General features: G+C 69.5%; 13 protein-coding genes. 7 read left to right on the top strand and 6 right to left on the bottom strand.

Annotated elements, in window-relative coordinates:
- Positions 1-66: 66 nt before the first annotated feature.
- Complete coding sequence (locus tag ACMGFI_RS18705; RefSeq protein WP_436911588.1) at positions 67-1,986, bottom strand: ABC transporter substrate-binding protein; 1,920 nt, start codon at positions 1,984-1,986, stop codon at positions 67-69.
- A 260-nt stretch (positions 1,987-2,246) separates the two neighbouring features.
- Here ACMGFI_RS18705 and ACMGFI_RS18700 point away from each other — a divergent pair, with 260 nt between their 5' ends.
- Positions 2,247-3,986 carry a glycoside hydrolase family 13 protein gene (locus tag ACMGFI_RS18700; RefSeq protein ID WP_436911587.1) on the top strand — a complete coding sequence of 580 codons (1,740 nt, stop codon included), beginning with the start codon at positions 2,247-2,249 and terminating at the stop codon, positions 3,984-3,986.
- Positions 3,983-5,674, top strand: a complete 1,692-nt coding sequence (locus ACMGFI_RS18695; RefSeq protein WP_436911585.1) for a glycoside hydrolase family 13 protein — start codon at positions 3,983-3,985, stop codon at positions 5,672-5,674. Before ACMGFI_RS18700 ends, ACMGFI_RS18695 begins: the two co-directional genes overlap by 4 nt.
- On the opposite strand, the gene ACMGFI_RS18690 is transcribed toward ACMGFI_RS18695, so the two are convergent.
- The gene (locus ACMGFI_RS18690) at positions 5,671-6,309 is read right to left on the bottom strand and encodes an NAD(P)-dependent oxidoreductase (RefSeq protein ID WP_436911583.1); all 639 of its coding nucleotides are present in this window, start codon (positions 6,307-6,309) and stop codon (positions 5,671-5,673) included. The genes ACMGFI_RS18695 and ACMGFI_RS18690 overlap by 4 nt on opposite strands.
- A gap of 98 nt (positions 6,310-6,407) precedes the next feature.
- A complete protein-coding gene (locus tag ACMGFI_RS18685) occupies positions 6,408-7,007 on the bottom strand; it encodes a hypothetical protein (protein WP_436911581.1) in 600 nt (199 codons plus the stop codon).
- 227 nt (positions 7,008-7,234) lie between these two features.
- Between ACMGFI_RS18685 and ACMGFI_RS18680 the strand changes: the two genes are divergently transcribed.
- Entirely contained in the window at positions 7,235-7,594 is a 360-nt protein-coding gene (locus ACMGFI_RS18680) for a hypothetical protein (protein ID WP_436911580.1), read from the top strand.
- A 294-nt stretch (positions 7,595-7,888) separates the two neighbouring features.
- Here ACMGFI_RS18680 and ACMGFI_RS18675 read toward each other — a convergent pair whose 3' ends face one another.
- The 3 genes from ACMGFI_RS18675 to ACMGFI_RS18665 all read right to left on the bottom strand — a co-directional run bounded on the left by ACMGFI_RS18675 (position 7,889) and on the right by ACMGFI_RS18665 (position 9,905).
- A complete protein-coding gene (locus tag ACMGFI_RS18675; protein WP_436911579.1) occupies positions 7,889-8,230 on the bottom strand; it encodes a DUF7521 family protein in 342 nt (113 codons plus the stop codon).
- The gene (locus ACMGFI_RS18670) at positions 8,227-8,604 is read right to left on the bottom strand and encodes a helix-turn-helix domain-containing protein (RefSeq protein ID WP_436911578.1); all 378 of its coding nucleotides are present in this window, start codon (positions 8,602-8,604) and stop codon (positions 8,227-8,229) included. Before ACMGFI_RS18670 ends, ACMGFI_RS18675 begins: the two co-directional genes overlap by 4 nt.
- Before the next feature lie 164 nt (positions 8,605-8,768).
- Positions 8,769-9,905, bottom strand: a complete 1,137-nt coding sequence (locus tag ACMGFI_RS18665) for a TIGR04053 family radical SAM/SPASM domain-containing protein (RefSeq protein ID WP_436911577.1) — start codon at positions 9,903-9,905, stop codon at positions 8,769-8,771.
- A gap of 193 nt (positions 9,906-10,098) precedes the next feature.
- Here ACMGFI_RS18665 and ACMGFI_RS18660 point away from each other — a divergent pair, with 193 nt between their 5' ends.
- The 4 genes from ACMGFI_RS18660 to ACMGFI_RS18645 all read left to right on the top strand — a co-directional run bounded on the left by ACMGFI_RS18660 (position 10,099) and on the right by ACMGFI_RS18645 (position 14,125).
- Positions 10,099-10,467 (top strand): Htur_1727 family rSAM-partnered candidate RiPP, encoded by a 369-nt coding sequence (locus tag ACMGFI_RS18660; RefSeq protein WP_436911576.1) that lies wholly within the window; start codon positions 10,099-10,101, stop codon positions 10,465-10,467.
- Entirely contained in the window at positions 10,464-11,678 is a 1,215-nt protein-coding gene (locus ACMGFI_RS18655) for a TIGR04347 family pseudo-SAM/SPASM protein (protein ID WP_436911575.1), read from the top strand. Before ACMGFI_RS18660 ends, ACMGFI_RS18655 begins: the two co-directional genes overlap by 4 nt.
- 251 nt (positions 11,679-11,929) lie before the next feature.
- Positions 11,930-13,474, top strand: coding sequence for a YegP family protein (locus ACMGFI_RS18650; RefSeq protein ID WP_436911573.1), 1,545 nt, complete (start codon positions 11,930-11,932; stop codon positions 13,472-13,474).
- Positions 13,475-13,612: 138 nt separating this feature from the next.
- Positions 13,613-14,125, top strand: coding sequence for a CNNM domain-containing protein (locus ACMGFI_RS18645; protein ID WP_436911572.1), 513 nt, complete (start codon positions 13,613-13,615; stop codon positions 14,123-14,125).
- The last annotated feature ends 51 nt before the right edge of the window (positions 14,126-14,176 follow it).

Below are 14,176 nucleotides of genomic sequence, written 5' to 3'. Positions count from 1 at the left end.
CGGTGTGAGACGGCGCCTGTTAGCTCCACCGCCGCGTTGACGGGGCCGTCCCCGTTCGTGCGAGGGTCATTCCTGGGGCGTGGCCAGGTCGGAGATGTACCCGTCGGGGGCGATGGTCTCCGAGTCGCGCAGGTCCTCGTGCAGGATCGGTGCCTCGTACTCGGTCGGGACGTTCCAGTAGTCCGTGGCGTCCCCGCTCCGGTAGATCCAGTCGAAGTGGAAGTACGGGTGGGTGTGGTTGTACGACGCCCACCCCTGGAGCGCGAGCTTGAAGTCGCCCTCGACGTAGTCGCCGCCCCAGTAGGTCGCCGAGTCCTGCATGATCGGCTCGGACTCGATGCCGAAGTCCTGGAGGTGCGAGACGATGGTCTGGACGCCGGAGACCCAGTCGGAGAAGCCCGCGGGCCCCTTGATCGGCAGCGAGAGCGGCTCGCCGTCCTTCTGCCAGGTACCGCCGCTCTTCTCGTAGCCGGCCTCGCGGAGCAGCTCGGCGGCACGCTCGGTGCGTTGCTCGGCGCGACCGTAGGTGTCGAACTCGTCGGCGACGCCCTCGAGCCAGTGGCCCTCGATCTGTCCGTTGAACTCGCCGGTCAGGCCGCTCGGGTACGTGACGGCGACCTTCGACCCGGTGCCCGCCGCGGAGTTGCCCGCCGCGGCCTCGCGGTCGATGACGTTGGCGATCGCCTTCCGGACGCGCACGTCGTCCACCGGCTCGCGGTCGTGGTTGAAGACGATCCCCATCCCCCAGTGACGGGAGACCAGCGCGGTCTGCATGTGGTCGGGCAGCCGTCGAGTCTGGTTCTGCGGCATGAACAGCGTCGCAGACCCGTCGGTCTCGCCGTTGATGAGCGAGCTCCACCGGCCGGAGTTCTGGGGCTTGTACAGGTACTCGACCTCGGAGAAGTTGATGTTGTCCGCGTCGGGGTGGCCCTCGTACTTCGAGACGAGCGTCCGCTGGCTGTCGGCGTCCTCCCACTGGAAGGGGCCGTTGCCGACCGGCTCGGCGTCGGTGAACTCCGTCAGCTCGCCCAGCGCCGACGACCGCTCCTCCTCGCTCTCGGCCTCGTCGAGGGCGGTCACGTACTCGCCGTAGACCTCGTCGTAGGCGCGCAGCCGCGTCGGCGCGAGCAGCGACAGGAGGATCTCCTCGTTGACGGCCTGTTCGAGCGTGACCTCGACGGTCTTCTCGCCGGTCGCCTGCACGCGGTCGGGCACCGCGTTCATGTCGCCCTCCGGCAGGACGTACGGGCCGATCCCGCCGCCGCCGGCGCTGTTGTAGAGGTCGAGCTTGAGGTGGTTGGCCACGTCCGTCCCGGTGACGGGCTCGCCGTCGTGCCAGGTCTGCCCCTCGCGGACCGAGAGGGTCAGCGCCGACTCGCTGACCTCCCAGTCGCTGATCACGTAGGGGTGGTACTCCCGCGTGGCGACGTTGTACCGCATGAAGCGGTCGAAGAGCATCCGCCGGGCCTCCCCGTCGTTCGTGCCGTTCCAGACGTTGTACTGGGAGTCGGCGGGGACGGCCCACTGGGCGAGGGTCAGCCGCTCGTCGTCGGCGCCCTCCTTCAGCGTCCAGTCGCCGGTCCGGGGCAGCCAGCTGGTCGGCCAGTACACCTGCATCTTCTCGCTGTCGGCCGAGGGAACCGACCAGTCGTCGGTCGCCTGGAACGACTGGGCCAGCTTCTCCATGACCGGCAACACCGGCAGCGTCTGGTTGGTGACGTAGGCCAGCTCCTGGATGGTCCCCATCGAGGTGCTCTCGAATCCCTCCGGCGTGGCGGTCGACTCCGGCGTCTCGGAGCCGCCGTCTCCACCGTCGCCGCCGTCGGCGCCGCCGTCACCGCCGTCGCCTTCTGTCTCGGTTTCCACTGCCGACTGTCCACCACAGCCCGCGAGGCCCGTCGCGACGCCGGTCGCACCGAGCAACCGCATCATCCGCCGGCGCGACATGGGCGTCCCGTTCGACCCGTGGTTCTGGTTGTCAGACATCGCTCGTTCAAGACCATGATAGACTTACCCATAAAACTTTGGTTGAATCTGTTCTTCAATATCCTCGTCAGAATTAAGTGAGTCGTTCCAGTCAGTATTTGTCGAGCGGAGTCCGCGTCGGACTTCCGGACGCCACCCATGAAACGCATCCAAGCGATACGACGTGATAAGCGAATCGTCGGACGCGAGCGGGACGGTACCGTGGCTCACCTGCGGTCCGTGGAACCGTCTGCGAGGGTCCGACGGAACGGTGACCGGCGATGAGCGGCGACGACGACGAGCGAGTCTGGTGGAAGGAAGCGGTCGTCTACCAGGTCTACCCGAAGAGCTTCAACGATAGCGACGGCGACGGCGTCGGGGACCTGCCGGGGCTGATCGACCGCGTCGACTACCTCGACGAACTGGGGGTCGACGCCGTCTGGCTCAACCCCGTCTACGCCTCGCCGCAGGCCGACAACGGCTACGACATCGCCGACTACCGGGCCATCGACGACGCCTACGGCGACATGGGAGACTGGGAGCGCCTGCGCGACGAACTCCACGAACGCGGGATCCGTCTGATCATGGACCTCGTCGTCAACCACACCTCCGACGAGCACGAGTGGTTCCAGCGCTCGCGCCGCGGGGACGGCGAGTACGCCGACTACTACCACTGGGTCGAGGGCGAGCCCGACGAGCCACCGAACGACTGGCAGTCGGTGTTCGGCGGCCCCGCGTGGTCCTACGACGACGAGCGCGAGGCGTGGTACCTCCACCTCTTCGACGAGAAACAGCCCGACCTCGACTGGGCCAATCCCGCGGTGCGCGAGGCGCTCTACGACATGATGGAGTGGTGGCTCGACAGGGGAATCGACGGCTTCCGCATGGACGTGATCAACATGATCTCCAAGGCAGCGGGCTACCCCGACGGCGGCGACTCGGGCAACGCACAGCACTTCATGAACGGCCCGCGCGTCCACGAGTACGTCGGCGAGATGGTCGAGGAGGTCCTCGACGACGAGGAGATCCTGGCGGTGGGCGAGACGCCGGGCGTCTCCGTCGACGACGCCCGCGAGTACGTCGGCGCGGACGGCGACGGCCTCTCGATGCTCTTCCAGTTCGAGCACGTCACCTTCGACCACGGCGACTCGAAGTGGGACGCCGACGGCCCCGATCTCGTCGAGTTCAAGGAGATCCTCGCGAAGTGGCAGGAGGGCCTGGCCGACGAGGGCTGGAACTCGCTGTATCTCAACAACCACGACCAGCCCCGCATGGTCTCGCGGTTCGGCGACGACGGCGAGTACCGCCGGAAGTCCGCGAAGCTCCTCGGGACGCTCACCCACACCCTCGGCGGCACGCCGTTCGTCTACCAGGGCGAGGAGATCGGCATGACGAACGCGCCGTTCGAGTCCCGCGAGGCCCTCCGGGACGTGGAGGCGCGCAACTACGTCGCGTCGGCCGTCGACGACCCCGACGGCCACGCCGACGCCTACGAGGACGTGCGCGAGGCCGTCGAGGCGATGAGCCGCGACAACGCCCGCACCCCGATGCAGTGGAGCGACGAGGCGGCGGCCGGCTTCACCGACGGCGAGCCGTGGATCGGCGTCAACCCCAACTACACCGAAGTCAACGTCTCCCGCGCCCGCGCCGACCCCGACTCGGTGTTTCACTACTACCGCGACCTGGTCGCGCTCCGGGACCGCGACCTGCTCGTCTACGGCGACTTCGAACTGCTCGCCCCCGAACACCCGGACATCTTCGCGTACACCCGCACGCTCGCGGACGACGGTGACGGACCCGCCGAGCGCGCGCTGATCGTCCTCAACTTCGACGACGAGCCGACGACGTTCGACGTGCCCGACGGCGTGACCGTCGACGGCCTCGAACTCGCGCTCGCCAACGACGACGCCCCGGCGGTCCCCGGACGGAGGCTCGACCTCGGCCCGTGGGAGGCGTGGGTCTACCTGACGCCCGACCCCGACGGACCGGCCCTCGACAGCCCGACCGACACAGAACGATGACACAGCAGCACCAGTCCACGGACAGTCGCATCGACCGCGAGTGGTGGAAGGAGGCAGTGGTCTACCAGATCTACCCGCGGAGCTTCTCGGACAGCGACGGCGACGGCGTCGGGGACGTCCCCGGCGTCACCGAGCGCGTCGACTACCTCGACGAACTCGGGGTCGACGTGGTGTGGCTCTCGCCGGTCTACGACTCGCCGAACCACGACAACGGCTACGACATCCGCGACTACCGCGCCATCAACGAGGAGTTCGGCGACATGAGCGACTGGGAGGCGCTCCGCGACGAACTCCACGACCGGGACATGAAGCTCATCATGGACCTGGTCGTCAACCACACCTCCAGCGAACACGAGTGGTTCCGCAAGTCCCAGCGCGGAGAGGGCGAGTACGCAGACTACTACCACTGGGTCGAGGGCGAACCCGACGAACCGCCGAACAACTGGGAGTCGCTGTTCGGCGGGTCGGCGTGGTCGTGGGACGACGAACGGGAGGCGTGGTACCTCCACGTCTTCAACGAGAACCAGCCCGACCTGAACTGGCGCAACCCAGACGTGCGCGAGGCGGTCAAAGACATCGTCACCTGGTGGGTCGAGAAGGACATCGACGGGTTCCGCATGGACGCCATCAGCCACCTCTCGAAGGCGGAGGGGTACCCCGACGGCGACCCCGACGAGCCCGGCCCGCTCGGCTCGGAACACTACACCTTCGGGCCGCAGCTCGGCGAGTACCTCGACGAGCTCGGCGCGGTCGTGCCCGAGGAGGCGATGTCCGCAGGGGAGATGGGCGGCGCCGACGCTGACGACGCCAGGGAGTTCGTCCAGCGGGGCGAGTGCCTGGACATGGTGTTCCACTTCGACCACCTCGACGTCGACCAGGCCGACGACTGGACCGACGACAACTGGGGCGAGTGGAGCCTCCGGGAGTTCAAGGAGCTGATGACCCGCAACCAGCGGGCGGTCGCCGAGCCCGCGTGGGAGGCGCTGTTCCTCGGCAACCACGACCACCCGCGGATCGTCTCGCGGTTCGGCGACGACTCGTACCGCCGCCGCTCCGCGAAGCTCGTCGCCACCTTCCTGCTGACGATGCGGGGCACGCCCTATCTCTACCAGGGCCAGGAGCTCGGGATGACCAACACCGAGTTCGAGAGCCTCGACGATATCGACGACGCGATGACCGTCGGCCTCGTCGAGGACATGCTCGACGCCGGCACTGCCGACTCGTTCGACGACGTGCGCGAGGCGGTCAACTACCGCAGCCGCGACCACGCCCGCACGCCGATGCACTGGTCCGACGACGAGGCCGCCGGCTTCACCGACGGCGACCCGTGGCTGCCCGTCAACGACAACTACACCGAGGTCAACGCCGCCGCCGCACGCGCCGACGACGAGTCCGTCTTCCACCACTACCGCCGGCTGATCGACCTCCGGGACGACGACCCGGTCTTCGTCTACGGCGACTACGACCCGCTCGTCCCCGACGACGACCAGTTCTACGCGTTCACCCGGACGCTCGACGGCGAGCGCCGGCTCGTCGTCTGCAACTGGTCCGACGAACCGGCGACGTTCGAACCCGAGGGGTTCGCCGCGAGCGACGCCGAGATTCTCCTCGCCAACTGCGACGACCCCCCGGCCGATCCCGTCGGCGCGACCTTCCGCCCGTTCGAGGCGGTCGTCTACACCTACTAGTACCCCGTGCCGAGGTAGGTGTGGACCGCCTCGCCCGATTCGAGCACGTCCGCCAGCGCGACCGCGAAGTCCTCCATCGAGATGTAGCTGTCGCCCTCGTCGTCCGCGACGAGTTCGCCCTCGGCGGTGCGGTACTCCCCGGTCCGCTCGCCGGGTTCGATCAGCGCGGCCGGCGCGAGGTACGTCCACGCCAGGTCGTCGGCCTCCGCCAGGACCTCGTAGGCGTCGATGGCCGCGCGGGCGAGGGGCTCCCACTCGTCGGGGAAGTCGTCGGTCTCGACGAGGCGGGTGTCCGGCCCGACCGACAGGCCGCCGGCGCCGCCCGTCCAGACGAGGCGGTCGACCGACGCCCGCCGCAGCCCCTCGACGGTCGCCTCCATCATCTCCACGAGTACGGCCGGGTCCTCGTCGTCGCCCGGGCCGAGCGCGCTGGCGACGGCGTCGTGGCCGGTCGCCAGCCGGGCCACGGCGTCCGGGTCGCTCGCGTCGCCCGACACGGCGACGAACGACGGGTCGTCGACCCCGTCGACCGTCCCGTTGCGCGAGACGCCCGTGACCTCGTGGCCGCGGTCGAGCAGTTCCGACGCGACGCGCCGTCCGATCCGTCCGCTCGCTCCGAGCAGTAGTACGCGCATGGGGATCGGTTCGGACGTGGGAACCATATAGCCGCCCCACTCTGCCGTGGCGAACTCACCGTTCGGTAGCCCGGTCGAGCCCCGTCGGGGCCGCCGCGTCAGAACCCCCAGCGCAGACCGGACATGGTCGCGACGATGGCGACCATGAGCAGCAGTTCGACCATGCTCAGCATGCCGTACTTCTTGTTGAGTTCGGCGAGTCGCTCGTGGTCGGTGTCCTCGGCGGCGATCTCGTCGAACATCCCTGCGGTGAACTTGTGCAGCGGCCCGAACCCGAGGACGAGCAGCGCGACGGCGAGCCCCAGTGCCGCCCACAGCGACGGGGTCGGTGAGTCCCACAGGCCCATCATCCCGGCGAGGCCGATCCCGGAGCCGACGACGCCGACCGAAACCGGTTCCATGAGCAGGTTCATCCTCGGGACGAACCCCTCGGCGAACTCGACGTTCGCTTGCTCGGAGAGGCTGCCCATGACTGGGCCGAGGACGACCGCACCGAGGACCGCGGTCCCGAACCAGAAGGCGCCCAGGAACAGGTGGACGGTGAACATGACCCGGACGTCGCCCGAGAGATATCCCACCACGGGCAGCAACAGCGGGACGAGGACCGCCCCGACCGCGAACGGTTTCGACGCGGCCAGGGCCATGAAGCGGTACCGTTCGCGCCGACTCGTCGGTCGCCGTATCTCGGCTAGTGACATCGCATCCAACACTCCATGGGGAGGTAATTCCAGCTATCGTACAAAAATGCCGCGGGTCGACGGCTCCGGACTGGCCGCTCGACTGTGGAGGACTGCGCGTTCGTCGCCGCAGGGCTGTGTAGACTGTTGCACTCGGTCGAACCGGCCGCGCCGGTGCCGGTCGAGGCGCTGCCGTCCGGCAGGGGCCCACAAAGGATTCAATCCAGCCGGGAATTGCCCCGGGCGACATGGTTTCCCGCCGGGCCCGTGTGGCCGTCGCTGTCGTTGTCCTCGTCCTCGGAGCCCTGGCCGCGGTATCGCTCGCCCAGCAGCGCGCGCTCGCTGCCGAACGGGCCCACGTCACCGACCGCCTCGGCGACGCCTCGTGTCTCTCCGACTGGGGGGTCGACGAGGGGACGGCGACGAGGGAGGCGTCGGTCACGGGACTGAGTATCACCGGGCTGGAGGTCTCCGTTCGTGTCCCGTATGCCTACACACAGCCCCTCGGCGACGAGACGCTGCACGCCGACGCGGCCGCGACGGCGACGTACCGCGTGTCGGTCACGGGTGCGCATCGCGTGGCCGGCGACAGTATCGACCCGTGTTGAGGTCACGGCACGCGATGCAGACGACCGCCACGCGGAAAGCCGACCGGGGACGCTCGCGGCACGAAGGCACCCTGGAACTTCACCACCGACGTTCGATATAGCGACATACAATGTATCGTCGGCTCGCGAACCGTTGTGGGTGGGAGAACCGACGAGCGGATCTGTGGTTCGGTCAGGTGTCGTGACGTCTCGCCATTCGATAGCGAGGTCACGAACTACCGACGAGCGGCGACGAGCGCCTGTCGCGAGAGGAAGGGGACGGTCGCAGGTCCGGGAGTCGGGGGGCCGAGGGCCCTACTCCGAGTACAGCGAGTAGACGATGACGGCGAAGCCGGTCGCGGTCAGGGCGCTCTCGATGGCGAGGGCGAAGTCGGCGACGGTCTGGTTGTCGACGTTCCCGCCGAAGAAGGGGACGTTGACGCCGAACAGCGAGAAGCGTATCGCCTGGTCGATAGCGCCCGCAAGCAAGGTTCCGGCCGTGACGATCCCGAACCCGACCGCGAGATACCACAGCGGCCGGGCGCCGCTCCGGCGGTAGGCCTTGTAGGAGAAGTAGGTGATCATCCCGCCGAGGATGAGCGTGATGGTCTTCAACGCGACGAGCACGACGGTTCCGGGTGTAGCGTGTGGGCTCATGTTTCCTTGCGCACCTCCGACCAGAGCGATTCGAGGCGCTGGTCCGGCGTCCGTGGCCGACGGGCGATCTCGGTTTCGAACTCGCGCTCCTCGGTCAAAGCGATGACGACTTCCTCGAAGTCGACCTCGTAGATGCTGGCGTGCTGGCCGTCGGGGCGGATCTCGGTGCCCTCGAACAGCAGCTGGGCCTCCTCCAGGCGGTCGAGCTTCCGGTAGGTCGTCGAGAGGGGGATGTCGCTGGCCTCGGAGATCTCGCTGGCGGTCATCGGTTCCTCCAGGGCGGTGACGATGGCCCGGCAGTCGGGGTCGTCGAGCGCGTCGAGCACCTCCTGGAGGTCCGGCGCCTCGTCGTCCGCGAACGGGTCACGGACCATTGCTAGCGGCCACTTACCCGACGACCGTTATAATCGCACCGACACACGGCCGCCGCGAACGGGCGCGACCCGCCGAGAGCGTCCGCTCCGGACGCCTCGGACACGTCACACGATCCGGACATATCCGAGCGGTCGTCCGACGAGCCGGCGGGTGCTCCGGCCACTCAGGGTCGGCCCTCCGCCCGGACCGCCTCGCTCGCGTCCTCCCAGGGGAGCGGGCCGTCGTAGCCCGGCGGGACGTACCCGCAGAGCGGGTCGCTCGCCAGCGGGTCGCCGGTGTGGGCGTACGCCCGCGACCGGCTCCCGCCGCAGACCTCCCTGAAGGGACAGGCGCCGCACTTCCCGCGCAGTTCGTCGCGGTCCCGCAGGGCCGTGAACAGGTCCGACTCGCGGTACACCTCGGCGACGTGGTCCTCGGGGACCGTGCCCGCCGACTTCGGCAGGAACCCCGAGGGGTACACCTCGCCGGTGTGGCTCACGAACGCGAAGCCGTCGCCCGCGAGGACGCTCGCCCGCCGGTTCTCGTCGGCGGTCGGGGCGTCGTCGCCGCCTGCCCCCGCCGAGGCCCCCTCCGACTCGGCGGCCGCCTGCCGGCGGACCCGCCGGTAGTGGGGCGCCTCCGTCGTCTTCAGGCCGAACGGCGCCTCGTCGGCCACCTCGGCCAGCCACTCCATGACCCGCTCGGCCCGGTCGGGTGCGATGGGGTCTAACACCTGCCCGCGACCGACGGGCACGAGGAAGAACACGCTCCACAGCACCGCGCCGAGGTCGGCCACCACGTCGCGGATCGCCGGCAGATCCTCGACGGTGTCGGCGCAGACCGAGGTGTTGATCTGCAGCGGGATCCCCGCCTGCTGGGCCTGTCTCGCGGCCCGCATCGTCGCCTCGAAGCTCCCCGGTTCGCCGCGGAAGGCGTCGTGGCGCTCGGGCGTCGCGCCGTCCACGCTCAGTGCCATCCGCTTGAGCCCGGCGTCGGCCAGGTCGCCGATCGAGCCGGCGTCGAGTTCGTCGGTCCCGCTGGGCGTCAGCGAGACCGTGAGTCCCTGGTCGGTCCCGTAGTCGACCAGTTCCACCAGGTCCGGCCGTTTCATCGGGTCGCCGCCCGAGAGGACGACCAGCTGGCGGTCACCGAAGTCGGCGGTCTGGTCGAGCAGGCGCTTGCCCTCGGCCGTCGAGAGCTCGTCGGGGTGGCGGGCGGGCCGGGCGTCGGCCCGGCAGTGGTCGCAGGTCAGTTCGCAGGCCCGGGTGACCTCCCAGATGAGCACGAGCGGGCGCTCGGCGGTGTCGACCGGCGGCCGCATCAGCGCCACCTCCGGGGCGCCCGCTCGGGGCCCCCTCGGCGTCGGTCCAGCACCCTGTCGTCCGCCAGCGGTCCCGTTCGGATCGCGGTCATCGCCGTGGAGTTCGGACTGCACTACCTAAGCGGGCGGCCGCGTTCCCAGTGACTGAAAATCCGGTGCAGTGGGTATGAATAGCGAGTCCGTCCCGTCCGATATGTCCGACCCCGATGTCGATCCCGACCCCGACCGCGAGGGAGGTGACGGCGCCCTCGACGCGACGGTCGACGCGCCGCGCGGCGACGTGACCCGGGAGTGGGAGCTGTTCGTCCGCGAGGAGTCCGGCGATCCGCTGACCCACGCCGGCAGCGTCAGCGCCCCCTCGGCCGAGATCGCCCGCGAACAGGCCGCACGGCTGTTCGGCTGGTCCGCCGAGACGCTGTGGCTCTGCCCCGCCGACGAGACCCGTCGGTTCGCCGCCGACGGCGTCGCGCTCTCCGACCGGGCGAGCGACGACGCGACCGGCGACCCGACCGAGGAAACCGAGGCGGCCGGATCGACCGCCGCCGGGGGTGAGGACGCGTGATCTCGGTCAGCAAGCTCCTCTGTGACCTCGACGCGGAGGGGGACGGGCTCCGATACGACGCCGCCGACGAGTCCGAGAAAGAACAGATCCGCGAGCGCAAACAGCGCCGGCCGGTCGTCGTCTGGAACTGCACGAAGCAGTGCAACCTCTACTGCGACCACTGCTACGCCGCCGCCGAGACGGAACCCGCTCCCGGCGAGATGACCACTGCGGAGGGCAAGCAGTTCCTCGACGAGCTCGCCGAGTTCGGCGCGCCCGTCGTCCTCTTCTCGGGGGGCGAGCCGCTGGCTCGCGAGGACCTCGTCGAACTGGTCGGTCACGCCAGCGATGCGGGCCTCCGCCCCGTCCTCTCGACCAACGGGACGCTGCTGACCGAGGATCGGGCGGCGGCGCTCCGCGACGCGGGACTCAAGTACGTCGGCGTCTCCGTCGACGGGATGCCCGAGCGCAACGACGCCTTCCGCGGCCGGGAGGGCGCGTTCGACCGCGCGCTGGAGGGCATCGCGGCCTCCCAGTCGGCGGGGCTGAAGACCGGACTCCGCTACACGATCACCCGCCACAACGCCGACGACCTCGAAGACGTGGTGGATCTGCTGGCCGACCGCGGCGTCGACCGCTTCTGCTTCTATCACCTCGACTACGGCGGCCGGGGGGCCGAGATTCAGGACGTGGACCTGACCCCCGACGAGCGCCGGGCGGCGGTCCGGCGGGTCTGCGAGCTGACCCGCGAGTACCACGACAGGGGCCACGAGATCGAGACGCTACTGGTCGGCAACTACGCCGACGCGGGCTACCTCGTCGAGTACGCCCGCCGGGAACTGGACGAGGCGACGGCCGACCGGATCCACGGATACCTCCTGGAGAACGGCGGCGACCCGACGGGCGAGCGGATCGCCGACGTGGACTACCAGGGCAACGTCCACCTCACGCAGTTCTGGCAGGGCTACTCGCTGGGCAACGTCCGCGACCGCCCGTTCGGGGACATCTGGACCGACGACTCGAACCCGCTGCTGGGCGCACTTCGCGAGCGGGAGGAGCACCTCACCGGCCGCTGCGCCGACTGCCAGTACCAGGACATCTGTCGCGGCGCTTCCCGCCTGCGGGCGCTGTCCGACGGCGACGGCCCCTTCGGTCCGGACCCGCAGTGTTACCTCACGCCCGAGGAGCGCGGTGTCGACGCCGAGACCCGTTCCCCCGGCACCGCCGACTGAGGCGCGAACCAGGTTCGTATATCGCTATCCGCGATATCGAATCCGGGCACTCCCTGGAACACCGGCGACCACGCGAACGGTTACTACCGGCCGCCAACGGACAGCCAATTTTGGCCGCTACCGAAACCCGGTCCGCCGGCGGAACAGGAGAACTACGAGATAACGGGCGAATCGGGCCGTTTGGATGGGCATCGTGATCATTGACCGCCAACTGATTTTAAGTACCTGGGAAGTAATATCAGGATTGAGACATGGCATCCGAGACAAACGACGGGCTGCTGTACGGCGTGTATCGGGACCGAGTCGGGGAGCCGACGACACGCGACGAGGTTCGGGGGTACTGGGTGTTCCTGACGGGGCTGGTGCTGGGGACGCTGGGGGTCGTCCTGTTCCTGCCGAGTTCGTCGGCGGTCGGGACTTCGGGGCTCACCCTCCGGGAACTGAGCATCTTCGTCGCGGCCGTCGGGCTCGCGATGCTGGTCGCGGGGCCCGTGATCAGGCTGCCGCTCCAGCCGTGGGCCAACTACGCGGCGTATCTCGGACAGGCCGTCTGTTTCGTCGCGGCGGCCTGGTTCGTGGTCGTGTTCCCGGCGGACTGGAGCGTCCAGACCGGGAGCCAGCCGGTCATCGTCCTGTACGCGGTCGGCCTGGGGATCATCACCCTGGTCGGCGTCATCGCCCCGCTGATCGCCGGAGTGACGCGGGAGGACCTGGCGGCGAGCGAGAGCCGGAACGCGGAACTGGAGGCTGAACTCGCAGAGGTCGAGGGGGAGCGCGACCGGCTGGCCGCGGAACTGGAGGAGGCCCGGGACGAGACGGCCGCGAGCGAGAGCGAGTCGGCGGACCTCCAGACGACACTCGACGCGCTCCACGAGAGCCGTGCCCGGTTCGAACTGTACGAGGACGCCGGCGGGAAGTGGCGCTGGCGGCTCCGCCACCGCAACGGCAACGTCGTCGCCGACGGCGGTCAGGGCTACACCCGCAAACACAACGCCCAGAAGGGGATGGCGAGCGTCCGCCGCAACGCCCTCGGCGCGACGACGCTGCTGTTCGAGCGAGAGGCGGAGATCCCCGACGAGGACGCCGAGTTCGAACCCGTCGAGGAACTGGAGAGCCAGGGGACGATCGAGGTCTACGAGGACAGCGCCGGCGAGTACCGCTGGCGGCTCCGCCACGACAACGGGAACGTTCTCGGCGACGGCGGCGAGGGCTACGCCTCGCGGAGCAACGCCCGGCGGGCCGTCGACCGCGTCCAGTCGTACGTCGGGCCGGCCGACTACCTCTGGTTCGACCCCGCCGGGTTCGAGGTCTACCGCGACGAGGCCGACGAGTGGCGCTGGCGGCTCGTCCACCGCAACGGCGAGATCCTCGCGGACGGCGGCGAGGGCTACACCCGTCGCAACGACGCCAACAGGGCGGTCGACCGGGTCCGCGAGCGCGTCGACGACCTGGAGTTCGAGGTCTACGAGGACAACGCCGGCGAGTACCGCTGGCGGCTCCTGAGCGGCAACGGGGAGATCCTCGCCGACAGCGGCGAGGGTTACAGCGCCCGCGACGAGGCGGAAGCGGCGGTCGACCGCGTCCGCGAATACGCGCCCGAGGCGGACGCCCTCGACATCGGGCGGGCGGCCTTCGAGATCTACGAGGACGCCGGCGGCGAGCACCGCTGGCGACTCCGGCACCGCAACGGCAACATCCTGATGGACAGCGGCGAGGGCTACAGCGACCGTAGCGGCGCCCGCGACGGTATCGAGAGCGTCAAACGCAACGCGCCCGCCGCCGAGATCGAGGACTGAAGCGGGCCCACCCACGTTTTCGCGCCGTTGGCGTCTCCACAGGCCGTCGCGCGGAGCGGCCACGGCGCCCGACCCGGTCGGTCCCGCTCGCCCGAGCGAGGGACCGGTCTTCAAATGAGCGGTGGGCGACAACCGCTCATGGTCACGTCCCTCGTCCCGTCGGCCGCCGCGGTGGTCGCTCTCGTCGCGCTGAGTGCTTTCTTCTCCAGCAGCGAGTCGGCGATCTTCTCGCTGCCCGAGGAGTGGATCCGCGAGACGGCGGCGGACGGGTCACCGGACAGCGTCGCGCTCGGGGACCTCCGCGCGGACCCCCACCGGCTGCTGGTCACGATCCTCGTCGGGAACAACGTCGTCAACATGGCGATCTCCAGCATCGTCACGCTGCTGGTCGCCGACGTGTTCTCCCCCGGGCTGGCGGTCGTCCTCGCAACCGTCGGAGCGAGCACGCTCATCCTCGTCTTCGGGGAGATCGTGCCGAAGTCCTACGGACTGGGCCACGCCCGGACGTGGAGCCTGCGGGTCGCGCGGCCGCTGACGCTGGTCGAACTGGCGCTCGGCCCGGTGGTCTCCCTCTTCGACGCGAGCACGCGGCGACTGACGGCGCTCGTCGGCGGGAACCAGGGGATCGAAGAGAACCTGCTCGACGAGTGAGCGCCGCCGGTGGGGCGCTCGCGGATCGACGACGGGCTGGCGGCCGTCCCC

The sequence above is a fragment of the Halosimplex marinum genome, from assembly GCF_051414075.1.
GTDB classification, from domain to species: Archaea; Halobacteriota; Halobacteria; order Halobacteriales; family Haloarculaceae; genus Halosimplex; species Halosimplex marinum.
Note: the sequence above shows the minus strand (reverse complement) of the source record. Positions and strands in the feature narration are given on the sequence as shown.